27 protein-coding genes are annotated in these 25119 nt (G+C 41.3%); 8 read left to right on the forward strand and 19 right to left on the reverse strand.

Annotated elements, in window-relative coordinates; all coding sequences use genetic code 11:
• Window positions 1-11 precede the first annotated feature (11 nt).
• From PR766_RS05625 to znuA, 9 genes are all read right to left on the reverse strand, one after another.
• A complete protein-coding gene (locus PR766_RS05625) occupies window positions 12-1022 on the reverse strand; it encodes a fimbrial protein (RefSeq protein ID WP_154636626.1) in 1011 nt (336 codons plus the stop codon).
• A 7-nt stretch (window positions 1023-1029) separates the two neighbouring features.
• Window positions 1030-3525 carry a fimbria/pilus outer membrane usher protein gene (locus tag PR766_RS05630; protein ID WP_154636627.1) on the reverse strand — a complete coding sequence of 832 codons (2496 nt, stop codon included), beginning with the start codon at window positions 3523-3525 and terminating at the stop codon, window positions 1030-1032.
• A gap of 3 nt (window positions 3526-3528) precedes the next feature.
• On the reverse strand, window positions 3529-3732 hold the full coding sequence (locus PR766_RS05635; protein WP_230086862.1) for a hypothetical protein: 204 nt from the start codon (window positions 3730-3732) through the stop codon (window positions 3529-3531).
• 38 nt (window positions 3733-3770) lie between these two features.
• A complete protein-coding gene (locus PR766_RS05640; RefSeq protein WP_230086863.1) occupies window positions 3771-4193 on the reverse strand; it encodes a fimbrial biogenesis chaperone in 423 nt (140 codons plus the stop codon).
• A gap of 58 nt (window positions 4194-4251) precedes the next feature.
• The gene (locus PR766_RS05645; protein ID WP_006659937.1) at window positions 4252-4773 is read right to left on the reverse strand and encodes a fimbrial protein; all 522 of its coding nucleotides are present in this window, start codon (window positions 4771-4773) and stop codon (window positions 4252-4254) included.
• Between the two features lie 195 nt (window positions 4774-4968).
• The gene (locus tag PR766_RS05650) at window positions 4969-5814 is read right to left on the reverse strand and encodes a LysR family transcriptional regulator (RefSeq protein WP_036975819.1); all 846 of its coding nucleotides are present in this window, start codon (window positions 5812-5814) and stop codon (window positions 4969-4971) included.
• A gap of 213 nt (window positions 5815-6027) precedes the next feature.
• Window positions 6028-7002, reverse strand: coding sequence for a lauroyl-Kdo(2)-lipid IV(A) myristoyltransferase (lpxM, locus tag PR766_RS05655; RefSeq protein WP_006661833.1), 975 nt, complete (start codon window positions 7000-7002; stop codon window positions 6028-6030).
• Window positions 7003-7118: 116 nt separating this feature from the next.
• Window positions 7119-8453 carry a murein DD-endopeptidase MepM gene (gene mepM / locus PR766_RS05660; RefSeq protein WP_006661834.1) on the reverse strand — a complete coding sequence of 445 codons (1335 nt, stop codon included), beginning with the start codon at window positions 8451-8453 and terminating at the stop codon, window positions 7119-7121.
• Between the two features lie 20 nt (window positions 8454-8473).
• A complete protein-coding gene (gene znuA / locus PR766_RS05665) occupies window positions 8474-9433 on the reverse strand; it encodes a zinc ABC transporter substrate-binding protein ZnuA (RefSeq protein ID WP_154636628.1) in 960 nt (319 codons plus the stop codon).
• Between the two features lie 73 nt (window positions 9434-9506).
• On the opposite strand from znuA, the gene znuC reads away from it, so the two are divergent.
• Complete coding sequence (gene znuC / locus PR766_RS05670; protein WP_154636629.1) at window positions 9507-10274, forward strand: zinc ABC transporter ATP-binding protein ZnuC; 768 nt, start codon at window positions 9507-9509, stop codon at window positions 10272-10274.
• The gene (znuB, locus tag PR766_RS05675; RefSeq protein ID WP_006659943.1) at window positions 10267-11052 is read left to right on the forward strand and encodes a zinc ABC transporter permease subunit ZnuB; all 786 of its coding nucleotides are present in this window, start codon (window positions 10267-10269) and stop codon (window positions 11050-11052) included. The genes znuC and znuB overlap by 8 nt, the downstream gene beginning before the upstream one ends.
• 83 nt (window positions 11053-11135) lie before the next feature.
• Here the strand turns inward: znuB and PR766_RS05680 are convergent, their stop codons facing one another.
• The 7 genes from PR766_RS05680 to aspS form a co-directional block, all read right to left on the reverse strand.
• Window positions 11136-11498: a hypothetical protein gene (locus PR766_RS05680; protein ID WP_154636630.1), complete on the reverse strand. Its 363-nt coding sequence runs from the start codon at window positions 11496-11498 to the stop codon at window positions 11136-11138.
• Window positions 11499-11756: 258 nt separating this feature from the next.
• Window positions 11757-12767 (reverse strand): Holliday junction branch migration DNA helicase RuvB, encoded by a 1011-nt coding sequence (gene ruvB, locus PR766_RS05685; protein ID WP_006661838.1) that lies wholly within the window; start codon window positions 12765-12767, stop codon window positions 11757-11759.
• A gap of 16 nt (window positions 12768-12783) precedes the next feature.
• Entirely contained in the window at window positions 12784-13401 is a 618-nt protein-coding gene (ruvA, locus tag PR766_RS05690; protein ID WP_006659946.1) for a Holliday junction branch migration protein RuvA, read from the reverse strand.
• A gap of 84 nt (window positions 13402-13485) precedes the next feature.
• Window positions 13486-14007, reverse strand: coding sequence for a crossover junction endodeoxyribonuclease RuvC (ruvC, locus tag PR766_RS05695; protein ID WP_006659947.1), 522 nt, complete (start codon window positions 14005-14007; stop codon window positions 13486-13488).
• A gap of 225 nt (window positions 14008-14232) precedes the next feature.
• Window positions 14233-14976 (reverse strand): YebC/PmpR family DNA-binding transcriptional regulator, encoded by a 744-nt coding sequence (locus PR766_RS05700; RefSeq protein ID WP_006661839.1) that lies wholly within the window; start codon window positions 14974-14976, stop codon window positions 14233-14235.
• 29 nt (window positions 14977-15005) lie between these two features.
• Window positions 15006-15440: a dihydroneopterin triphosphate diphosphatase gene (gene nudB / locus PR766_RS05705; RefSeq protein WP_006659949.1), complete on the reverse strand. Its 435-nt coding sequence runs from the start codon at window positions 15438-15440 to the stop codon at window positions 15006-15008.
• On the reverse strand, window positions 15440-17209 hold the full coding sequence (aspS, locus tag PR766_RS05710; RefSeq protein WP_154636631.1) for an aspartate--tRNA ligase: 1770 nt from the start codon (window positions 17207-17209) through the stop codon (window positions 15440-15442). Before aspS ends, nudB begins: the two co-directional genes overlap by 1 nt.
• 452 nt (window positions 17210-17661) lie before the next feature.
• Here aspS and PR766_RS05715 point away from each other — a divergent pair, with 452 nt between their 5' ends.
• The 5 genes from PR766_RS05715 (at window position 17662) to cmoB (ending at window position 20764) form a co-directional block, all read left to right on the forward strand.
• Window positions 17662-17997, forward strand: coding sequence for a DUF4377 domain-containing protein (locus PR766_RS05715; RefSeq protein WP_036963545.1), 336 nt, complete (start codon window positions 17662-17664; stop codon window positions 17995-17997).
• A 53-nt stretch (window positions 17998-18050) separates the two neighbouring features.
• Window positions 18051-18455 carry an NUDIX hydrolase gene (locus PR766_RS05720; RefSeq protein ID WP_036963543.1) on the forward strand — a complete coding sequence of 135 codons (405 nt, stop codon included), beginning with the start codon at window positions 18051-18053 and terminating at the stop codon, window positions 18453-18455.
• 92 nt (window positions 18456-18547) lie between these two features.
• Window positions 18548-18946: an MAPEG family protein gene (locus PR766_RS05725; protein WP_006659953.1), complete on the forward strand. Its 399-nt coding sequence runs from the start codon at window positions 18548-18550 to the stop codon at window positions 18944-18946.
• A gap of 94 nt (window positions 18947-19040) precedes the next feature.
• Window positions 19041-19790: a carboxy-S-adenosyl-L-methionine synthase CmoA gene (cmoA, locus tag PR766_RS05730; RefSeq protein WP_154636632.1), complete on the forward strand. Its 750-nt coding sequence runs from the start codon at window positions 19041-19043 to the stop codon at window positions 19788-19790.
• 2 nt (window positions 19791-19792) lie between these two features.
• Window positions 19793-20764, forward strand: coding sequence for a tRNA 5-methoxyuridine(34)/uridine 5-oxyacetic acid(34) synthase CmoB (gene cmoB, locus PR766_RS05735; protein WP_006661842.1), 972 nt, complete (start codon window positions 19793-19795; stop codon window positions 20762-20764).
• Between the two features lie 105 nt (window positions 20765-20869).
• Here cmoB and PR766_RS05740 read toward each other — a convergent pair whose 3' ends face one another.
• From PR766_RS05740 to PR766_RS05750, 3 genes are all read right to left on the reverse strand, one after another.
• On the reverse strand, window positions 20870-21298 hold the full coding sequence (locus tag PR766_RS05740) for a hypothetical protein (protein WP_006661843.1): 429 nt from the start codon (window positions 21296-21298) through the stop codon (window positions 20870-20872).
• A gap of 299 nt (window positions 21299-21597) precedes the next feature.
• Window positions 21598-22359 (reverse strand): copper homeostasis protein CutC, encoded by a 762-nt coding sequence (cutC, locus tag PR766_RS05745; RefSeq protein WP_006661844.1) that lies wholly within the window; start codon window positions 22357-22359, stop codon window positions 21598-21600.
• Window positions 22360-22536: 177 nt separating this feature from the next.
• On the reverse strand, window positions 22537-23091 hold the full coding sequence (locus PR766_RS05750) for a VOC family protein (protein WP_154636633.1): 555 nt from the start codon (window positions 23089-23091) through the stop codon (window positions 22537-22539).
• 190 nt (window positions 23092-23281) lie between these two features.
• Here PR766_RS05750 and argS point away from each other — a divergent pair, with 190 nt between their 5' ends.
• Entirely contained in the window at window positions 23282-25012 is a 1731-nt protein-coding gene (argS, locus tag PR766_RS05755; protein WP_006659960.1) for an arginine--tRNA ligase, read from the forward strand.
• Window positions 25013-25119: the final 107 nt, after the last annotated feature.

Here is a 25119-nt window from a genome sequence, read left to right on the forward strand (position 1 = left end):
TCTCTTTAATTTCAATGATATTGTAAATTAAACTGTAACGTCCCATTCGCTTTTCCCCCTCGCGTCTTTTCCTCTGTTTGAATATAAACTGCCTCCAAAGGAATAACATAGTGTTGCGCACTATTTAAGCGAGAAACTTGTAACGTTTGGTTCAATTTAATCGGTCGCCCTTTATATTTAATTTGGATCCCAAAACCTTGGGCAGTTTCTCGATGCTCTGCATTATTGAGTGCAATGGTGCCGGGTAACCCACTCGAGTCGACCATCCCCATAAAATGAATTTTTATTGGTGAAGTTTCATCACAATCCAGTTCAATTTTAAACCGTTTGCGACTATTCATAAGCGTGGACCCCACACCACGAGCCCCGGATTTATCTACTTGACCGAATGCCACATTGACGATGGTATTTTTAACTTCGCATCCATTCGCAACAACCGGAATAGGCGACAACCAAATTTTAGGTTCAAAATTGCCCACAATATCTTGGGTAATAAACCGATTATTAAAAACGATAAACATCGCAGCACTGGTGGATTGTAATAGCTGAGTATTCACGCGTGGGCGTATTTTATAGAACTCAGCCTTTAAGGTGACATTGTAATTACCTTTAGATGCTGAGCTGGGACATAAAAAGCGATTTGCCGGGTTTCCGTCACGACTATTTTTACCATTCACATACCCTCTTGCTGAACATGGGCTATTAACCGAGCCATGCAAAGCAAACCCAATGCCAGATAACCCTATTTCCTTAACAGCTCCAACACCTGCGATTTGATAATGCCCATCAAAAATTCCCGGTAAATTAATGCCAACCCTTGTTGTGCCTGTCTCATTCCACCACACCCAAGGCGTATAAGTACCTAACTCTATCGTTGCAATATGTGTGTTGATGGGAGCACTTTTAGGAACATACAGCGTTTCGGTGATGGGCACGGTATACGTTGAAAATTCAGCACGATAATCAGCAAACGCTATTGATGAAAACAACAGCATTCCGATATAAATAGCAAATTGATTCATAAATCCTCTACTGGCATGTTCCTTCAATGAATTGAATATTTGAATTACTCAAGTCAATATGAAGCGGTAACTGGCACTGTTGCGACTGATTAGCCCCCCACTTAACTTGAACGACACTATTTTCAGGCACACCACTCAAATAAACTTCCCCATCAGTCGCCACAATTCCCGATGAAATCTTATGTTGCTGTTCCAGAACATTCACTTGAGTGCCAAAACCAACCAATTGATTATTATGTTTTAGTTTTAATACAATGCGACCACCACGTTTAGCTTTAAAATCCATCAAAACAATTGCCCCTCGTGTGGGTACGACCGTTGTTGAATTCAATGCAACATCGTAATTGCCGATTAATGTTGAGGTATCAACACTGACATTGTTACGCTCATATTGTGTTAGCATTGGAATCACTGCATAACCTTGTTCATTGGTATACAACGAAGGTACATTATTAATTTTTAAATTATTAATGCCCTCAGCTTTAACTAACCCAATAGCATCCGAGAATGATCGGGAGGCAGTAACCCCTCCGTGATGAAATAAAAATGCCCCAGTGGCAGCTGCATGGACAATTTGATGTCGAGGAGAGTGCTCCCAACCAAGAGCAAACTCCCCATGAGAGGTTAAATAACTACCGCGAACACCGTAACTCACCTGCTGATTTTTATGATGGTATTGCTGTGTGAGGTCATATCGTAACTGATGAGAGTCAAGTGCTGAGCCACTCAGGCTTATGGTGCTAATACCGCCAGCGTAACGACTGGTGTTGTAATGATAATTACCCCAATAAATATTTTCTCCCCAACGTAATGGCATGCTACAAGTAAAAGAGAATACTCTATCCCGCTTTTCACGATGATATTGTTCAGAATGTGAATAAGAAAAACTGTAATTAACTGATTGATACTGTGAGGCAAGACTGACAGTAAAATTTTTATCTGAGCCTGATTGCGCCCAATACTCTTGTTGATAGCCATTTATATTCAAAGATCCCCAGTTTCCCAATGATTGGCTAAGCGATATTTGTAGTCGCTGTTTCTTTGACATTCGATCCATATTTGCTGTTTGAGAAATAAAATTATCTCCATCCGGTTCAACAGAATATTGAGCAGATAAATTAAGCCCAGTCGCTGTATTTTGAACATATTTGTTATATTGAAAACGATACGTTTGCTCAGTGCTCTTTAAATTAGGATCCCACTGAGATGTTGAATGAGTCATATCCAATGAAGCTCCGCCTAAATTGCCTAAATTAACGCCAGCCCCAACTGTATAAGTTTGTCTATATTCCGAAATGAATACGCCACCTAACAGAGATAAATTTCCATAATGAGATAGGTGAATAGGTAATCCGTAGATCCCAGAAAACTGAACAAAATAAGGCTGTCGCTCTTCACTCTCAGCTCGATATTTTCCAAATTCCATACTGTATTTTAATGTTCCTGCCCTTTGCATAACTGGCACGCTGGAAAACGGCTGTGTAAATACTCTCGTCGAACCATCAGACTCTTCAATCGTCACTTGCAACTCACCATTGAAAGACGTTGGGTAGAGATCATTTAACGTAAATTCCCCCGCAGGAACAGATGTTTGATAAATTATTTGACCATTTTGTCGAACAATCACTACAGCATTGGAGTTCGCAATACCATTTACTGTAGGTGCGAACCCTCGTTGACTTTGTGGGAGCATACTTTCTTCTGACATCAGTTTTAAACCACGGTACTGAAAAGTATCCATAATCCCGTTATCTGATGAAGTTTCACCAATAATTAAGTGGCTATTTAAACTACGAATATTTCTTTCTAAGAAAGTTTGTAGACTATTCCAACGGCTATCACCGTAAACATTATTGTAATAACTGTGATTACGTAATCGCCAGGCTTCCCAATTAACTCCATTTCGCAATCCAAAATAAATAGATTTATGGTTGTTTGGACTTTTCCATGATTGATTAAAACGTACAGAATAATTAATAAACAATCCAGCGACACCATCATCCCACTCAATCGGATTAATATAACCCCGACTAATTGTCTTCATCGCTATTTGAGGAACACTGATATTTAGACGGTTAGAAAAAAAATCATGGTAAATATTTCCACCTTTGATGAATTTTCGAACATCAATGAATTCATCAATTTCAGAGCTATCATTCTTAAAAAATATCGAAGGCTTAACGCCCCAATTAATTAACTGCCGTCTTGTAATCTGCGGTTCTAGTGTTTGATTTTCTTCACTAAAAATAAATTCAATATATTCATCGGCCACACTATCATCATTCAGGTAAATATGAACCCTATATCTACCAGGAAGTTGCCCTTCTGATTTAGAAAGATAATTTAATAGCATAGGATCTGAAAGATGGTTATCAATGCCTGTATTAATTGCATTAATATCGAAGATTTCACTTGCACAGGTTATCGATGAAAAAATTGTTATGCTAATAAAAATCGACTTATTACTAAAAATCCAATCCTTAATAAAAACGTTTTTTCCCATAAGCTAGCTCTTTGTCATGTTTTTTTCCACAATGGCACCATAATCATTGATAAATTCGATTTTAACAGAATGCTCTCTTTCTATTTTTTGTTTTAAAACATACTCATTCATCCAAGGATGAATCATTTTTATTCCTTTTACGCCCTTGCCATTAATTAAAATACTTTTTATTGATAAGTGATAAGGAGTTCTATTATCAATTTTCACCCCATTAATATCTTTCGTTATATTAACGTCATCGAAATTTAACGGCTGAATATCTTTTGAACGCAAAAAAACTTAAACTGTGAGTTAATGATAATTTGCAATTCATTTTCAATGCTTTCATTTTTAGGTGGAATGGATTTTATATTTAATAGGTATATTTTTTCTTGATTAGAACTCAGTGGTTTTCCAGCATATGTAATCCTTGCTGAGCCATAGCTATTGGGTTCAATTCTAAATAAAGCAGGTGTTGCAATAAATGGTGCTTTAACTTCTTCGTCAAACCCCGTCACCCAACTTTGAATTAAAAAAGGGGTTTTATCACTACTATTAAAAATTGGAATTGTAATTTCACGTTTATTATCCATATAGACAAAACGCGTCCCCCCCACACTAATACCTTTAGCTGAAGAAAAAGAAATGAAACAGAAATATAAAAAAACAGTAACATGGATTTTTTTCATATAAATACCGACATAAAATAGAAATAAAGAAGGATGATAAATATCACCCTTCATATTATTATTGATATTTAATACTATAGACCGCACTGCTGTTTGCTTGCCCTGCGGTTGCGACACCTGTCGCTTTATACGCCGCAACATACTCTAATTCAACGGAGTCCCCGTCTAATTCAACTTCTTTCGTATTTTCATACAGCTTTATTGGCGTTACTGCATTCTTTTCATATAGTGCAACACCGACATTTTTTGCCATCCCATTCCCTTGATGTAAAGCAAGAATATGATGATCAACTGAGTCACGTGTCCCTGCAAAATTGACCGTCACTTTAGTATCATCTGGACAATCAACCAATTTAATAATGAAATTGGTTACCCCTGCAACTTCCCCCTGAGAAGACAAGCTTCTTGTTGAAACACGACCAAGATCTACATTTAAATTACGTGATTTACTATCTACAGTGCAAGCTTGCTCGGTTATTTCTCCTGTGAAATTAATTACACCAGAAGCCAGCACGGTTGGTACTGTAAGCATTGCTAAATTTATTCCCAATATATTTAGAGTTTTATTAAAAATATGCATGATTTCTCCTATAAATAGAGTAAATGATCTTTGATTTGGATTTTATTAAAGAAATATAGGTAACATTTCTTGTAAGCAAGAAATATAACATCCTATTTTAATTAAGTTAATGAATGGTTATATTCAATTTTTCAAATTAAAATCAAAAATACTTATTAACCTTGCGTGAAAAATTTAAAATAAAAATTAATTAGTTCAAAAATCATTAAACAAATAGTTTATTATTAAATCATTTATTATGATATTTTTTCCTTTGTAAATATAGAAATCATATTTTACTTTTTCAAAATCAGCATTAACTTCACTTAAAAAGCCCTCCGCTATCAAATCATGAACAATATTTTCAGGAAGCCAAGCATACCCAATAGAATCGCTAATTAATTTAATCGCAGTTTCCGTATTTTTTACTTTAATGACTTGATGACTTTTTATTTTATCCTCAAAATTTGAGGATAAAACAATATGAGGCGTCATCTCAAGCTTGGCATTTATTTTATCTTTGGCGCATCGCTGAAGGACATGGTTTGGCTCTGTGACAAGTAAGGCATCAACCTCCCCCAGAAATGTAGGGTTCAGTGAGCCCAAATGATGATGAGATATCAATAAGTCAAATTCTTTAAATGTGAATATATCTTCTCGACTCATCAATGTTTTTGTTAATTCAACATCATAATCTTTTCTACTTTTGATTAGCCCTCCAATTTTATGTAATAAACAGTCACTCTCATAAAGTGAGTCAATAACTATTTTTATTTTATTATTTTTCTTATTTATCAATTTTGCTGCTATTTCTAATGCAATCGCTTTATTTGTGACCTCTCGAGATAATGCTAATAACGTTTCCCCTTGCGCCGTTAATATTGCACGTCTTTTTTCCACTACAAATATTTTCATCCCTAAGATTTGCTCTAATTTACTAATAGTATAACTAATTGATGATTGTGTTTTATGTAACACTTCAGCGGCCTGAGCAAACCCACCATAATCAACTATCGCTTGTAACGTTATCCATTGTTCTAATGTCGTTTTTGTTTTATCCATATATCATCCATAATTTAACTAACTATTTCATTCCATTAAGAATATAACAATGTATTTATAATATCACTCCATCATGATGAATTTTTAATGTCCTTGAAGTTTCACCCTGCAAATTAAACTGAAAGAATATCTATTGATAAATAGGTAACGTCTAAAAACAAAAAAGCCACAGGTAGTTATCTCCGTGGCTTTTTATACAATATCACCTTGTATCTAACGATATAAATCCTTGCGCTGATATGGCTCAATTTCACCTTCTTTACGCGTCTTCAACAACTTAAGGATCCAAGTATATTGCTCAGGGTTAGGCTCAACTAAAAATTCTAATTCTTCATTCATACGACGAGCAATATAGTTATCATCCATTCCATCAATATCATCCATAGGTTCGCGAACATAGATATGCAATTGATGATTAACATGGTCGTACACCGGAAACAGTGGGACAATTTTGGCCTTACACACTTTCATCAAACGACCGATTGCCGGTAATGTTGCTTTATAGGTACCGAAGAAATCGACAAATTCGCTGTGCTCTTCCCCATGATCTTGGTCTGGTAGATAAAAGCCCCAATAACCTTGTCTGACTGATGCAATAAAAGGTTTAATTCCAGCCTCTCGGGAGTGAAGGCGACCACCAAAATGGTAACGTGCTTTATTCCATAAATAGTCGGCAACAGGGTTTTTCTGATGGTGAAACATCGCTGCCATATTTTGTCCCATCGCTGCTAATAGCATAGCTGGCGCATCAACCGCCCAGCCGTGAGGAACCATAAAAATCACATTACTCTGTTGCTTCTGTAACTGTTCAATAATTTGTTTATTATGCCACTGAGTACGCGCTAATGTGCGTTCAGCACCACGAACACACAACTCTGCCAACATAACAAAAGATTGCGGCGCGGTTTCAAACATGCGGTCAACCAATACCTCTCTTTGCTGTTCAGTCATGTCAGGAAAACAATAGAGCAAGTTAATTTTTGCACGACGACGAGCGCTTTTTGCCAAACGACCAACCCACTTTCCTATTTTAGCCAACATGGGATCACGGACTTTGACAGGAATGTACGCAAGCGCAACAAATACAGCCGCTCCCATCCAAACTCCCCAATATTTTGGTAATAAATAGGATTTGTGAAATGTTGGCACATAGCCTTTTTTGCTGTCGGTATCTTGTTCTTTATTCATGTTATACCCAAGAATCACGGCTATTTTGATAACCAAAAATGAATGTGTAAGAGCATTACAAAAAAAACTGGCAGACACAAGTATCTGCCAGTCATAGGATGAAGAAACTGAAATGGCTATTTCAATTTAAGCTGCGGCTTGGTCTCTTTGACCAACTCTAAATACTCTTTACGCTCTTTGCCCGTTAAACCGCCTGAGCTTGGTAATTTTGCCGTCAGAGGATTCACCGCTTGTTGGTTTACCCACATTTCAAAATGCAGATGAGGTCCCGTTGAACGTCCTGTATTACCCGATAGCGCAATACGGTCACCACGTTTTACTTTTTGACCTGGCTTCACTAACAATTGGCGTAAATGCATATAACGCGTGGTATATTGGCGACCATGACGAATCGCAATAAAGTTACCTGCGGCGCCACTGTATTTCGCTACAATCACTTCACCATCGCCCACGGCTAACACAGGAGTGCCAACCGGCATCGAAAAATCCACACCTTTATGAGGGGCTACACGACCCGTGACAGGGTTTACTCGACGCGGGTTAAAATGCGATGAGACTCTAAATTGCTTAACAGTTGGGAAACGCAGGAAACCACGTTCTAATCCATTACCTTCGCTATCATAGTAGCGACCATCTTCTGCGCGGAAAGCGTAATAATTCTTACCGCCAGACTGTAAACGAACACCGACTAATTGACTCTGCTCATGTGTACCATTCAGCATTTCACGCCCCATAAGGACCGTAAATTTATCGCCTTTTTTCAGCTTATTAAAGTCAACTTGCCACTGCAACGCCTTGGTAACTTCACGCCCTTCAGTACGCGTCAAACCCGCTTTTTTCGTACTTTGAGCAAATGTGCCATCGATGGAGCCCGTCATCACCGTGTTGGACCAATCGCCTTTGCGGATCTCTTTCACTTCTTCGAACTTATTGGTCGCACCAACACGGTTAAAGATACGCGTTTCGCGACGAGAAACATCCCATGTTAAGGATTCTAATTCGCCATCCGCGTTCAATGTCCAACTTAATGTTTGACCGATTTTTAAGTTACGTAATGATTTATGTTGATTCGAGAGTGTTGCCACATCGCCGGCTTCGATACCAAACTGCGTCAAAATGGACGATAAATTATCACCACTTGAAACAACATATTCATGAGCAAGTGGCGTCGCATCCGCATCAGATGCGTCAGTATCTGTATCAGCAACACCTTCGTCAGGTAACTGTTCGCTACTATCTTGAATTAAATCATCCCCTTCTGTTTCAATCGTAGATTGAGATAAAGGAATGATGGTATCTGGAGAGCTGTCACGTTCATGGGAGGTAGGGATATGTACTGGCCGCCAAATTGCGACGGCCATGGTGGCGACAGTGAGTGTGCTCAACACAATTTTATGGGTCTTGGACAAGCCATTAAATGCCTGCACAATACCACTTGCCATTTGCTGCACTTTAAACTATTCCTCTATGCTTAATTCAGGCAGCTTGCGTATTGTTCTGATAACGTCGTCAGAAACTTCATGTAGCTATCTGGTCCAATTGCCAGCCCACTACCAAGTGGGTCGAGAGTACCCATTTTGACTCCCGTATTTTTCGCTACGCTTTCAATAACCGCAGGCCTGAATTGTGGCTCAGCAAAAACGCATTGCGCTTTATGCTCAACCAGTTGTGTTCGTATTTGATGCAATTTTTGGGCACCGGGCTGAATCTCAGGGTTTATCGTAAAATGCCCTAATGGAGCAAGCTGATAGTGTTTCTCAAAGTAGCCATAAGCATCGTGAAAAACAAAATACCCTTTATTTTGAGCCGGTTTTAAAATACTAGCAATTTTCTTATCGCTTTGCGCCATATTTTCTTTGAATTTACGAAGGTTTACGTCCAGCTTCTCTTTTTGATCAGGATAAAGCTCTACTAAACGCGCGTAAATGTCATCGGCTGCCAAATTTGCAATATCTGGGGATAACCAGATGTGCATATTATACTCACCATGGTGATGATGTTCGTGATCCTCATCATGATTAGGCTTATCGGCATGTTGATGGCTATCTTCCTCCTCGTGGTTTTCTGCCATTAATAGCGCATGAATATTTTTCTGTTCGGCTAACGCTAGACGTTTATTCTGAGCTAACCCATTGATCGACTTCTCTAAAAACATCTCTAATTCAGGACCAACCCAAACAAACAAATCTGCTTGTTTTATCTTTTTTAAATCCGATGGTTTCAGTGCATAATCATGTGGCGAAGCACCATCCGGAAGTAAAACTTGTGTATCCGTCACCCCATCCGCAATTCCAGCGGCAATGAAGGCTAAAGGACGGATAGATGTAACGACATCGGCATTTGCCATCGGCAATATCGATGCAGTTAAAACTGAGGCTAACGTGGCTTTGCAGATGAATTTACGGGTAATAAGTTTCGATTTGTGTATCATGAACATTTTTCCGTGATCTTAAAATTGAAATGTTATAATATAACACAACTTGATTTCTGCAAGATGTTTTCATATGCAACCACTACTATCTTTAAATAAAATTTCTGTTTCATTTGGCGATAAACCCGTTTTAAAAGATGTCACTTTTGCTCTGAACAAAGGTGATATCGTGACATTATTGGGTCCTAATGGTGCTGGTAAATCGACGATTGTCCGCGTGGTACTAGGCTTGCTATCGCCAACGTCAGGTACAATCAACCGAGCCTCATCTCTCGCGATTGGTTATGTGCCCCAAAAACTGCATTTGGACACAACCCTACCTTTAAACGTCAAGCGATTTATGATGTTAAAGCAAGGTGTCCGCGTGGAACATTTAGTCCCCGCACTTGAGCGCGTCAAAGCGACACATCTCATTGACCAACCTATGCAAAAGCTATCTGGCGGTGAAACTCAACGGGTTCTGCTCGCACGCGCACTACTCAATAAGCCCGATTTATTGGTTCTTGATGAACCCGCCCAAGGTGTCGATATTAACGGGCAAGTCGCACTTTATGATTTAATCAATCAATTGAGAACTGAACTGGGTTGCGCGGTTCTCATGGTCTCTCACGATCTGCATTTAGTGATGGCAAAAACGGACCAAGTTTTATGCATTAATGGGCATATATGTTGTTCGGGTACCCCTGACGTCGTGTCTAATCACCCTGAATTCGTTGCTATGTTTGGCTACCGTGGAGCACAGCAATTAGGCGTTTATCGCCACCAGCATAATCACCAACATGATTTAGAAGGTAATGTGATTAGAACCCACCAACACAGCAAGGACTGCCAACATGATTGAGTTATTACTACCTGGTTGGATTGCAGGTATGTTACTCGCGATTGCTGCGGGTCCTTTAGGCTCGTTTGTGGTTTGGCGCCGCATGTCCTACTTTGGTGACACTCTCGCCCACGCGTCTTTATTAGGTGTTGCATTCGGTTTACTACTGAATATCAACCCGTTCTATGCCGTTATCGCAGTGACTCTATTATTAGCCCTAATTCTTGTGTGGCTAGAAAAACGACCTCAGTTAGCCGTCGACACATTACTCGGTATTATGGCTCACAGCTCACTCTCTTTGGGATTAGTGGTTGTCAGCCTAATGGCAAATGTCCGTGTTGACCTGATGGCTTATCTATTTGGTGATTTGTTATCAGTAACATATGAAGATATTATAACGATTTTAATCGGTGTGGTTGTCGTTTGCGGGTTGCTTTTTTATCGATGGCGGGCGCTTTTATCCATGACAGTCAGCTCAGAATTGGCTTTTGTGGATGGTATTAACTTACAACGTTCTCGCTTATTGTTGATGATGGTAACGGCGTTAACTATCGGGATCGCAATGAAATTTGTTGGTGCGCTGATCATTACCTCTTTGCTGATCATCCCTGCCGCTACCGCTCGACGTTTTGCAAAAACACCAGAACAAATGGCACTTACCGCGATTGGGATTGGCATGATTTCAGTTACTGGTGGGCTAACCCTATCGGCATTTTACGATACTCCGGCAGGTCCTTCCGTTGTGCTCACATCCGCCATTTTGTTTATCTTGAGTTTATGTGTAAAAACAAAAAACTAGTTGTATAACACTGAGTATCTTAATAAAAGTCAATCCTAGAAGACCCGCTCATTTAGCGGGTTTTTAGTTAAACTCAAGGTCGTTTATTGTTCCACTTTCTGTGTTCCATTTTTAACAGTTACTTCTATATCGCCAATACTATCGTTTATAAATCCACCGACACAATTCATAAATTGATTTACCTTTACTTTGAATCCTTCACCTGAATATTTTGGATCGTCTGATTTATCGTCGGGTACATTAACATTCAAATCGCCATGGAATTTCTTATTAAGATCTATTTCACCCTCGATACTCACCCAATATGTTGACCCTTCAGGCAGATATCGAGAGCAACTCTCAATAGTTTCTTTATTCGTGATGGATGTTGTATTTTTTGTACAACCAGACACTGCGACTGTAAATAAAAGCGCAGCAAGCGTTAGTTTGTAAGAGATTTTATTCATATTGAGCTTAACCTTCTATAAGAGAAAAAATACCACATGATAATAAAAATTATTATCAATGCATCTATTTTAAAACCTGCTGAAATACAATCTCAATGACCTTTTTTACTCACTAAACAGGAATCCTTTCTCAATCAAGTAAGAGATGGATATAAAAAACCTCAGTAACTGGGAATCAATCACTGAGGTCATCTCATTTTGTATAGCTTTAGTATTATTTCAATTATAGCAATTTTGTATTAATCAATACGTTTAAAGCTAAATTTCTTTAGGCGTTAATCCAAAATGTAAATAGGCATGAGCCGTCGCCATCCGCCCTCTTGGGGTTCGCTGAATAAACCCTTGCTGAATAAGATAAGGCTCTAGCACATCTTCGATGGTTTCGCGCTCTTCTCCGATAGCAGCAGCTAAGTTATCGACGCCAACAGGTCCACCCATAAACTTATCGATGATGGCCACCAGCAGTTTACGGTCAAGATAGTCAAAGCCGGCAGCATCCACATTCAACATATCCAGTGCTTGGCTCGCAATCAACTCATCAATACTGCCATTGCCTTTAACTTGCGCAAAATCACGCACGCGTCGTAATAAACGGTTGGTAATACGTGGTGTTCCACGAGAGCGCATCGCAACCTGTAAGGCGCCTTCTTCGGTGATATCCAGCCCCATATATTGGGCACTACGCTTCACGATATGCTGCAAATCATCAACTTGATAAAATTCTAATCGCTGTACGATACCAAAGCGGTCACGTAAAGGTGACGTTAATGAACCTGCGCGCGTGGTTGCGCCTATCAATGTAAATGGTGGCAAATCAATCTTAATGGAGCGGGCAGCAGGACCTTCACCAATCATGATGTCTAATTGGTAGTCTTCCATAGCGGGATACAATATCTCTTCAACCACAGGAGACAAGCGATGAATTTCATCAATAAATAAAACGTCATGCGGCTCAAGGTTAGTCAACATTGCTGCCAAATCCCCTGCTTTTTCTAATACAGGTCCTGACGTTGTCCGCAAATTAACGCCAAGCTCATTGGCGACAATACCCGCTAATGTGGTTTTTCCTAACCCTGGAGGCCCAAAAATTAATAGATGATCAAGCGCATCACCCCGCATTTTGGCTGCCTGAATAAATATTTCCATTTGATGCTTAACTTGCGGTTGCCCAATATACTCATCCAGTAATTTAGGGCGGATCGCACGATCAATGGCTTCTTCTTCAGAATGCAGCACTTCAGCAGTAATTAGGCGATCAGCTTCAATCATCGTATTAATCTCTCAATTAAAGTGCTGCGCGTAAGGCATCACGGATCAGGGTTTCAGAATCGCTATCAGGTTTCGCGACTTTACTCACCATACGGCTAGCTTCTTGCGGTTTATACCCCAGCGCAATCAAGGCAGCAGCCGCTTCGGCTTCAATATCTGCTTGGCTTGGCCCTTGGCTCTTCACGCTTGGTAAATCAATATCGCTCACTGAATTGAAAAGATCCCCATTCAAGCCTTTGAAGCGGTCTTTCATTTCGACCACTAAACGCTCGGCAGTTTTCTTGCCAATACCCGGTAGTTTCACCAGAGAGGAAATGGCTTCTTGCTCAATGGCAGACACAAATTGCTGAGCGGACATACCCGATAAAATCGCGAGTGCCAGTTTAGGGCCTACACCATTAACTTTAATCAGCTCTTTAAATAGTGCGCGTTCTTGCTTGTCATTGAAACCATACAGTAACTGTGCATCTTCTCGCACGACAAAATGTGTGAAAACAATAGCTTCCTGACCAATTTCGGGTAATTCATAGAAACAGGTCATTGGCATATGAACTTCATAGCCAACACCTTGCAGCTCAAGTAACACAATGGGTGGTTGCTTTTCTAATACAATGCCACGTAAACGACCTATCACACTGAACCCCTTAAATTTGATTAGCGTCCTAAATTTTAACTTTGCTGTTTATACCATAAAAAATGCTGGATGCATATCCAGCTTTCATCTTAATCTTCCGCGGGCTAGCACTAAACGAGGATCACCGACTTTCAACAAGTTTTGATTAAAGTGACAATGTGTAATGGCAATCGCTAATGCATCTGCTGCATCGGCTTGGGGGCTTGCCGATAATTTTAGGATCGACTTCACCATATGTTGAACTTGGCTTTTCTCTGCGGATCCTGTACCGACGACCGTTTGTTTGACTTGGCGAGCTGCGTATTCAAAAACGGGGATATTTTGGTTTGCCGCCGCCACAATCGCCACACCACGGGCTTGCCCTAGTTTCAGCGCTGAATCCGCATTTTTTGCCATAAAAACTTGTTCAATGGATAGAACATCCGGTTGATATTGGGTGATAATTTCCGAGACTCCCGCATAAATACGTTGCAGACGGCTTGGTAAATCATCAACTTGCGTGCGAATACACCCGCTTCCTAGATAAAGTAATTGTCTACCTTGTTGGCGAATAACACCGTATCCTGTGATCCGCGAACCAGGGTCAATACCTAGAATAATCGCCATATAAAACCTATAGTTGCTCTTTATTTATTTTCATATCATCTTATCGCCATCTAATGACTGCCACAATGGCAACATAGGAATATCACCATTCCCACCGCAATCACAGTGTAAATAGCGTTCGCTTAATCATAAATATAGCAAATAAAAGAAAAAATGAAGGTCGAAGAGGCGTTAGAGAAAACAGGCTGGACACAGCCCGCTTTCTCTACGCAGACATCATCTTAATTACAGTTGCTCAGCAACTTCATCAGAGATATCACCGTTATGATAAACTTCTTGGACGTCGTCTGAATCTTCTAACATGTCGATCAGGCGCATTAATTTTGGTGCTGTTTCAACATCAAGTTCAGCTGTAATCGATGGGATCATAGAAACTTCAGCGGCTTCGCTAGTGAAACCAGCAGCATCTAGTGCGTCTTTAACGGCACCGAACGTTTCAAAGGTGGTGTAAACATCCATTGCACCATCATCATATGTTTCAACGTCATCTGCACCGGCTTCGAGTGCCGCTTCCATCAGCGCATCTTCGTCCACACCCGGTGCGTAAGTGATTACGCCGCGCTTGGTGAACAGGTAAGATACAGAACCATCAGTGCCTAAGTTACCGCCCGTTTTGGTAAACGCGTGGCGAACTTCCGATACTGTACGATTACGGTTATCGCTCAAGCATTCAACCATAACCGCGGTGCCACCGGGACCGTAACCTTCATAAATGATGGTTTCCATATTATCGTTGTCATCATTACCCACACCACGCGCAATAGCACGGTTTAAGGTGTCGCGCGTCATGTTGTTTGATAATGCTTTATCCACAGCAGCACGCAAACGAGGGTTAGTTGCCGGATCGCCGCCGCCTAAACGCGCAGCAGTCACCAGCTCACGAATAATTTTAGTGAAAATTTTACCGCGTTTCGCGTCTTGTGCCGCTTTACGGTGTTTGGTGTTGGCCCATTTACTATGACCTGCCATGAAATATCTCCAAAAACGTCAATAAATAATTAAACAGCAAATTCTAAAATAGCCTGGCTGTTGCTCCACGATTTTGTTAGCTCCGCCGCCTGTTGCGGGTCAAGCCAACGAAATTCAGTGTGTTCAGTCAGCAATGGCGTTTGTTCATCGCTGAGCACCAATTTAAACCAATGTTCTTTACAGTGGGTCACATCCGGTGCATAACGATGCCTGAAATGCGGGAAAATTTCAAAGATGATACTTTTCGACAAATCATGTAATTGATTTGGTTGCGGGTCAAACCCCGTTTCCTCTTTGATTTCGCGAAGTGCTGCAACGGCAGCACTATTTTCATGATGCTCCAGACTCCCGGTCACAGACTGCCAAAAGTCAGGGTCATCTTTACGCCGCATCATAAGCACCCGCCCCGTTTTTTCAGCCACAATAATGACTAATACCGATTCTGGGCGCTTATAATTTTCCATTACTCTTCTTCTTTCGCCACAACCGCAATCGCTAATTCTGCCAGCGAATCTGGGTTTGCATGGCTTGGTGCATTGGTCATTAAGCATGCCGCTGCGGTGGTTTTCGGGAATGCAATAACATCACGGATGTTATCAGTTCCAGTTAACAGCATCACTAAACGGTCTAAACCAAATGCTAAGCCTGCATGTGGTGGTGTACCGTATTTCAGCGCATCTAACAGGAAGCCGAACTTCTCACGTTGTTCTTCTTCGTTGATGCCTAAAATACCAAATACAGTTTGTTGCATTTCGCTACGGTGAATACGGACAGAGCCACCACCCACTTCGTAACCATTGATAACCATATCGTAGGCATTCGCTACTGCATCTTCAGGGTTCTTCGCCAGATCTTCCGGAGTGAAATCTTTTGGTGACGTGAACGGATGATGCATAGCCGTTAAGCCACCTTCACCGTTTTCTTCAAACATTGGGAAGTCGATAACCCACAGTGGTTGCCAGCTATTTAAGTCCGTCAGCTCGAAGTCACGACCCACTTTCAGGCGTAGTGCCCCCATAGAGTCAGTCACAACATTTTTCGCACCTGCACCAAACAGAATGATATCGCCATCCGCTGCACCCGTACGCTCGATAATTTGTTCAATGATTTCTAAGCTCAGGAATTTCGCGACTGGGCTTTGGATGCCTTCTAAGCCTTTCGCACATTCGTTGATTTTCATCCACGCTAAGCCTTTCGCACCATAGATACCCACAAAATTGCCGTATTCGTCAATTTGCTTACGGGTCATCACTGCGCCACCAGGCACTTTCAGTGCCGCGACACGACCTTTAGGATCATTTGCTGGCCCCGCAAATACGGCGAATTCAACATCTTTAACGATGTCTGCCACATCGACCAGTTCCATCGGGTTACGCAGGTCTGGCTTATCGGAGCCATAACGACGCATCGCTTCGGCGAAAGTCATGATTGGGAAGTCGCCTAAATCAACGTCTTTCACGTCGATCCACAGATTACGGATCATGCGTTCCATCACTTCGCGAACTTGTTCCGCCGTCATGAACGACGTTTCAACATCGATTTGGGTGAATTCAGGTTGACGGTCAGCACGTAAGTCTTCATCGCGGAAGCATTTTACGATTTGATAGTAACGGTCAAAACCAGACATCATCAGCAATTGTTTAAACAGCTGAGGAGATTGTGGTAAGGCATAAAATTTGCCTTTATGGACACGGCTAGGCACTAAATAGTCACGCGCCCCTTCTGGCGTCGCTTTCGTTAGCATTGGTGTTTCAACGTCCATAAAGCCTTCTTTGTCCATAAAGTTACGAACAAAGCTGGTGATTTTCGCACGAGTACGCAGACGATCTGACATCTCTGGACGGCGTAAATCTAAATAGCGGTATTTTAAGCGACGCTCTTCTGTATTAGTTTGGTTGCTGTCTAACGGAAGAGGTTCAGATTTGTTAAAAACGTCCAGACCTTCAGCAAAGATTTCAATCTCACCCGTTGCCATGTCTTTATTTTTTTGGCTATCTGGGCGCGCACGTACCGTACCTGTGATTTGGATACAGAACTCATTACGCAGTTCTGACGCTTTCTCAAATATGTCTTTACGTTCTGGATCGAAGAAAACCTGAACGATACCTTCACGGTCACGCATATCGATAAAAATCAAACCACCTAAGTCACGACGGCGGTTTACCCATCCACAAAGAGTGACCTTCTGGCCTTCATGAGCAATGTTTAATTGCCCACAATAATTAGTACGCATACTCTATCCTTTTACTCAGCTTATTGTTTACTCAGCGTATTGTGCTTTAGTTTGCTGCGGGAATTTGGCATTTTGCTGAACCCATTTGCTAAACGTTGTGTTTGCGAAACCTATTGTTTATAAAACCAATCGTTAAGAAACACGGAGCTGAAAATTCAGAATGTCAAAAAAGGCAGACATTATATAGGAAATTCTATTAGACAAACAGTTTGCTCTATAGCTTAACTGCGAAATTGATACAAAAAAACTATCTATAATCAATAAAAACTGTCCTTACCCAGAAAAACGATTCTCACGCGACCTTCTCAGCAGATGAAAAAGATTGCATATCGAGTTGATGATTAAAATTTGATTGTTTGTCAGATCATCATTTTTTTGGGAATTATTACCCATTTCATTTTGCTATAATTACTCATATTCAGACACTTTCGCCTGAAATCAGAGGACACTTTATGAAAAAAATTCTACTCGCATCATCCTTTCTTGTTCTGCTTGCAGGATGTCAAAACGGAACCAATGCCAATACGATGAAGCCTGCTAATAATAACAAAGTCTTTTATATCGATTCCTCTCTCGCTGACTGCGTTGGTGTTGCACCAATGAAATGCATGAAAGTAAAAGAAAAACCAACTGATGAATGGCAGTATTTTTATAGCTCAATTCAAGGGTTTAACTACGAACCTGGTTATCACTACGTAGTAGAAGTTCAACAATTTGATATCCCTAACCCTCCCGCTGATGCATCAAGTATCCGTTATGAGTTGGTCAAAATTATCGAGAAAAAATAAGATTGAAGCAGGTGGTTTTACGCCTGCTTTTTACTGCACTCAAAGGCAATATCATGAGCACTAAAATCATTGATAAGTTAGGTTTAATTACTGTCCAAAACGGTAAAGTGGCAATGGTCCGCTCTCATAATAAAACTCTATTTTATATCCCAGGAGGAAAACGTGAGCATGGTGAAACAGACCAACAAGCCCTTTCCCGTGAAGTCGATGAGGAATTGACGTTAACCCTGCATCCCGACTCTATCCAGTTTTACGGTGAATTTGTCGGGCTGGCAGATGGCAAGCAAGATGGCACACAAGTCTGTATTCGTTGTTATCAGGCTAACTATGATGGCACGCCCCAGCCTGCCGCTGAAATTGCGGAACTGGCGTGGTTAGATTCTACTGACGCCGACCGCTGCTCTACGACTGCCATTGAAATATTGAAACAGCTTAAAGCCGATAATCTTATTCAATAACTCAAAAATGAATTATTTCTATTTGTAGATTTACTGATTAGGTTTTAAAATTTAGAAAATTTAATTTATCTCCATGGAGGTAGAGCAAAAAAATGGTCAGCTCTTTATACGCTGTACTAGGTGCCTTACTGCTACTGAGATTATCGCTAAATGTAGTAAAGCTTAGAAATCAGTACCGTGTGTCTGTTGGCGATGGTGGGTTTTCTGAATTACAAACGGCTATTCGCGTGCATGGTAATGCTATCGAGTACATTCCAATTTCATTAATTTTATTACTGTTAATGGAGATGAATGGTGCCAAAGTTTGGATGATCCATGTGTGTGGAATTGTACTCATTGCGAGCCGCATTCTGCACTCTTATGGTTTAAAAAATCATGATTATTCACAACGACGAATGGGGATGATGGGGACATATCTCGCTATCGGGTTAATGCTCCTTGCCAATGCGTATTATCTACCATGGCTGCAAATGGTTTCCTTTACGCTTTAATTTTACCCTTCCTTCTGTGCGGATTGGTTTTCAGGTTCAGTTGCTTTCTGCTACAATCCGCCACTACTTTTGTTCTTCTATTTAATACAAGTCTATGTCAAGTCAGGATCCAAACCATAAAGACAGCCTTTTTTCTGCACCAATCGCCAATTTGGGTGACTGGAAGTTTGATGAAAAAGTGGCTGAAGTTTTCCCCGATATGATTCAACGTTCCGTACCGGGCTACTCGAATATCATTACTATGATTGGAATGTTAGCGGGTCGTTTTGTTACGCCAAATAGCCAAGTGTATGATCTTGGATGCTCTCTTGGTGCGGCAACACTATCTGTGCGCCGAAATATCTCCGTGGAAAACTGCAAAATCATTTCGGTTGATAACTCCCCAGCAATGGTCGAGCGCTGCCGCCGGCATATTGATGCTTATAAAGCCGAAACACCGGTGGATGTTATCGAAGGGGATATTCGCGATATTCACATTGAAAATGCGTCAATGGTCATCCTTAACTTCACATTGCAGTTTTTAAATCCTGATGACCGCGAAAAATTGCTCACTAAAATTTACCAAGGATTATTACCGGGTGGAATCTTAGTGCTATCTGAAAAATTTAATTTTGAAGATCAGCAAATCGGTGAATTACTGTTCAATATGCACCATGATTTCAAACGTGCCAACGGCTATAGCGAGCTTGAAATTAGCCAAAAACGCAGCATGTTGGAAAATGTGATGCTCACTGATTCTGTTGAGGCACATAAAACTCGTTTAAAGCGTGTCGGGTTTACCCACTGTGAAGTCTGGTTCCAATGCTTTAATTTCGGTTCCTTATTAGCCTTAAAAGAGGGGTAGTTATGATCGATTTTGGTCGCTTCTATCAACAAATTGCGATTGGTCCTCTTAGCCATTGGTTAGAAACGTTACCTGCGCAGCTAGCGGAATGGAAAAAAGACGGTTTGCATGGCGGGTTCTCTTCATGGGAGAAAATGTTAGATAACCTTCCCGTAATGACACCAACCCAGCTCGATATCAAAAACAGTGTCACCGCCCTACGCGACCCTGAGTTAACCGAGGGCGAAACTCGCCGTTTAAACAATATTTTAGGGCAATTAAAACCATGGCGCAAAGGTCCATTCTCCCTGTATGGCGTCGAGATTGATACTGAGTGGCGTTCAGATTGGAAGTGGGATCGTGTTCTACCACATATTTCCCCATTAAAAGGTCGCCACGTATTAGACGTGGGCTGTGGGAGTGGTTACCACATGTGGCGTATGTTGGGTGAAGGTGCTGAGTTTGTGGTCGGTATCGATCCAACTGAACTATTTCTATGCCAATTTGAAGCCGTAAGAAAACTGTTAGGCGATGATCAACGCGCACATTTACTCCCTTTAGGTATAGAGCAACTCCCCGCATTGAAAGCCTTTGATACCGTATTCTCTATGGGCGTTCTGTATCATCGTCGTTCTCCGCTTGATCATTTATGGCAATTGAAAGACCAATTAGTCAGTGAGGGAGAATTAGTATTAGAGAGCTTAGTGGTAGAAGGTGATGAATTCCAATGCCTGATCCCTGGCGACCGTTACGCACAGATGCGCAATGTTTACTTTATTCCTTCCGCCAAAATGCTCAAAGTGTGGCTAGAAAAATGTGGTTTTGTGGATGTTCGCATTGTTGACCAAGCGGTCACTTCATTAGAAGAGCAGCGCCGCACCGATTGGATGCAAACGGATTCATTAGCTGAGTTTTTAGATCCTAATGATAGTACCAAAACGATTGAAGGTTATCCCGCGCCTTTACGAGCGATCTTAGTCGCGAAAAAACCGTAAAATAGACCCCGTGACGGTTTTTAATACCGTTATGTGTAAAACGCCCGAGAGCTGATATTCAATTCTCGGACGTTTTTGTTTTTATTTGAACAACGGTATTCCAGTTTATAAATTATTCATCAAATACTCTTCTACCGCTTTAGTATCATTCGCCGCATCAAAATCCATGCCTAGTGATAATGAGCCCTCTTTCAATTCAATCACTCTAGGTTTTGTATAGGAATAGGTAATATGTTTGATTTTCTCACCGACTGATTGTTTTGCGAGCTCAGAGTGTTCACAGACATTGGCTATCCCCTTAAGCATCTCTTTGCTATAGCCATCAATACCGATGGTATCGAGTTGCTCTTTGGTGAAGGTCGACCAATCAAAACTCACTTTAATCTCAGAGCCACACGTTTTATTTAATGCCGAGACTTGAGAGGAAACTTCCGTTTCATACCTTTGATGCTTCTCTTTTTCAGCTAATGAATATGCAAATGAGGAGGCAGTGAAGAGAACAAGCGACGACGCTAAGATAACTTTTTTCAGCATGATTTTTTCCTTAAAATTCATTCAGTCGTTTTTAGTTTTTACAATGTAAAAAAATCTAAAAACAAAGGGAGGTATTTAACCTCCCTCAGACCATGAGCAAACCCATCAGGTTTGGAAATGGCTCTTTTGGGTTGTAAAATTAACAAGGAAAATCAATTTATTGATTTTCGCCTGATAACACAAAGAGGGAAAAACCACGTTTTTATCCCTCTTTGTCATCAACCTCGGGGAGGTATTTAACCTCCCTATCTTAACTCTCCTTATCATAAATTCAGTCAGTCCTATTCTGAATTTGCGACTTATGCCGGCACTTTTTCCGTGATTGAAATAAAGTCCATCATGGCTTCTACCGTGGGTCCATCCACACAGTAGTGCGTGAACTCATCGGTTTCACTGTTCGATGCCATGGTCACACCCGCCTTGCGATAACTCATACTGGAAGGAACGGTTTTACCTGCTGAGCTGTGCACTTCAGTTAAGCCAATCTCCATAAACTTGGTCAGATTAGCCAATCGAACCCCTGCACCAGCCATAATGATTGGGCCATCTATTTCACGACTTTTTTCATGTAACTCTTTGAGTAATGGCAAACCTAATTCAGCGCTTTGCTGCTGACCGGACGTTAAAATACGTGCCACACCTAGGTTTTTGAGTTGTTCTAAAGCCAATAACGGATTGATACACATATCAAAAGCACGATGGAAAGTTATTGCCATACCATCCGCTATTTCCATCAAAGTTTGCATGCGTTCAACATCAATACGCCCTTCAGGATCCAAGATCCCCACCACAGCGCCGGGAAACCCCATCTCTTTGATCATCTGCAAATCTTCGCGAATCACATCAAATTCGCTCATATTGTAGCAAAAATCCCCACCACGTGGACGAATAATTGGATGAACGGGAATATGAAGTTTCTCGCGTGCCAGTTTTAAATAACCATAACTGGGTGTTAATCCCCCATCCGCTGCCCCCGAGCAGAGTTCAATACGATCTGCACCATATTCTTGCGCAACTTGGGCGCATTCGATACCAAAACAGCAAATTTCCAGTTTCGCCATGAAGATCTCCAAAATGGTCATAAGCTCAGTAGAATAAGAGCTGAAAATTGAGGGCCAAAACGTGCTTTTTATTAGACATTCAACTAACTATGCCATTTTTTATTAAATGTTATCTGCGTGATATCACACCGTTTAGAGTTATATCTGAGTAATGACCAATAACGTTAATTGCATCACTTATTTTTCGCTTTCAACGATGTTTCTAAGGGAAAATGGGTGATATTTGAGAGTAATTAAGCCGTTTGTCACGGCCAAAGTCGGATTTGGCAGTCTTTCTTGCTGACCTTTCGGCTGACTAACTTTATAGGAGTAACCTTCAGGTAGTGACTCTGGCAACAAACGACGAGCCGTTTCGGCAAGTGCTTCTGGTGCGACATCAATTACCATTTCAATATGTTCCCAACTTTCTTGTGGGTAGGTTTTATCTTTTGGAAAAGGCAGCTCAATAATATAGACATCCTGCCCAGCCACCTGAATTGGTTTTTTCAAATCATAAAGACGAATAGGACGACCATTAATTAGATTATCCGAAAGCAGTTCAGCGCATTGTAGCAATCCCTCATGCCAGCGTTCTGCCGTTGCCTGATGATGACAGCGTACCGAAATATGGTCGATAATATAATCTGTCAGGGAGACATGTAAAGTCTGTGCCATCGCCAGCAGATTTTGCTCAAAATGTGGTAAGTCACACCATAAATCGTTTAATTGTGGGATTTTATCGAAATCTAACATTCACATGACTCTCGTTGAACCCCCTGCGTCAATAAAAAGCAGGGATAATAAAAAGCGAAACAAGCGGCAGACTGTAGCACGACTCCCCCAAAATATGGTATAAAACCTGCCGTTTTTTCTCTTCCACCTTTTAGTTACGCCCATGAAATGGCACAATGCGGTAACTATGTTCGTTATTTAAGGTAATCCGGTGAATATTCAGGCTATTCTTTCAGATAAAATCAGTGCTGCAATGCTAGCAGCGGGAGCTCCAGAAGGCTGTGATGCCCTTGTTCGTCAATCAGCTAAAGCGCAATTTGGTGACTATCAAGCTAACGGCGTGATGGGCGCAGCGAAAAAAATGGGCATGCCTCCCCGACAACTGGCCGAGCAAATTGTTAGCCAATTAGATCTCGAAGGTATTGCATCTAAAGTTGAAATCGCCGGTCCCGGTTTCATCAATATTTTTATCGACCCAACGTGGATTGCGGCTCACGCAGAAAAAGCACTGACCAGCGACCGCTTAGGTCTTGCTCCCGTCAAAGCTGAAACTATCGTTATTGACTATTCCGCGCCTAACGTTGCAAAACAAATGCACGTCGGTCACTTACGCTCAACGATTATTGGTGATGCTGCCGCGCGCACTCAAGAATTTATCGGTCATAAAGTGATTCGTGCTAACCACGTCGGTGACTGGGGTACGCAATTCGGTATGCTGATTGCTTACTTAGAAAAAGTACAAAATGAAGATGCCAGCGATATGGCTCTGGCAGACCTCGAAGAGTTCTACCGTGAAGCGAAAAAACATTACGATGAAGACGAAGACTTTGCCGTTCGTGCTCGCGGTTACGTCGTAAAATTACAATCTGGTGATGAATACTGCCGTAAAATGTGGCGTAAACTGGTTGATATCACCATGCAACAGAACCAAGAAACTTATCGCCGTTTAAACGTCACCTTGACGGAAGACGATGTGATGGGTGAAAGCCTGTATAACAGCATGCTACCGGGTATCGTTGCTGATCTTAAAGCCAAAGGTTTAGCCGTAGAAAGCGAAGGCGCTACTGTTGTTTTCCTTGATGAATTCAAAAACAAGGAAGGCGAACCGATGGGCGTTATCGTTCAGAAAAAGGACGGTGGCTTCCTGTATACGACTACCGATATCGCCTGTGCCAAATACCGTTATGAAACGTTGCATGCCGATCGCTCTTTGTATTACATCGACTCCCGCCAGCATCAACATTTAATGCAAGCTTGGACTATCGTCCGCAAAGCGGGCTATATTCCTGAATCAATGGCGCTTGAACACCATATGTTTGGAATGATGTTAGGTAAAGATGGTAAGCCATTCAAAACACGTTCTGGCGGTACTGTTCGCCTTTCCGACCTATTAGATGAAGCGGTTGAACGCGCACAAACGCTGATCCGTGAAAAAAACCCAGATATGGCGGAAGACGAATTACTGAATCTGGCGAATGTCGTCGGGATTGGGGCTGTCAAATATGCTGATCTGTCTAAAAACCGTACTACAGACTATATCTTCGATTGGGATAACATGCTGGCATTTGAGGGTAACACCGCCCCTTATATGCAATATGCGTATACCCGTGTTGCCTCTATCTTTAAGAAAGCCGATATTACCGAATCGGATTTAACTCTACCTATCGTGTTAGAAGCGCCACACGAAATGGCGCTGGCAACACGCTTGATGCAGTTTGAAGAGACTATCTTAACGGTTGCTCGTGAAGGGACTCCACATGTCATGTGTGCTTATTTATATGACTTAGCAGGACTGTTCTCCAGTTTCTACGAACATTGCCCTATTCTGTCCGCAGACACCGATGCTCAACGCCAAAGCCGTTTAAAATTGGCATTATTGACACAAAAAACCTTAAAAGTGGGTCTCGATACACTCGGTATTGAAACCGTCGAAAGAATGTAAGCCCGTTGATTTGCTTAAAGCCCACTTCGGTGGGCTTTTTACTTTTTGTCGCCTAAGTTGCACTCTTTTTGAACATTTTTTTTGTAACTTACCTTAAGTTTGCACTT

It is taken from the genome of Providencia sp. PROV208 (assembly GCF_028479465.1).
In the GTDB taxonomy this organism is placed as follows: domain Bacteria; phylum Pseudomonadota; class Gammaproteobacteria; order Enterobacterales; family Enterobacteriaceae; genus Providencia; species Providencia alcalifaciens.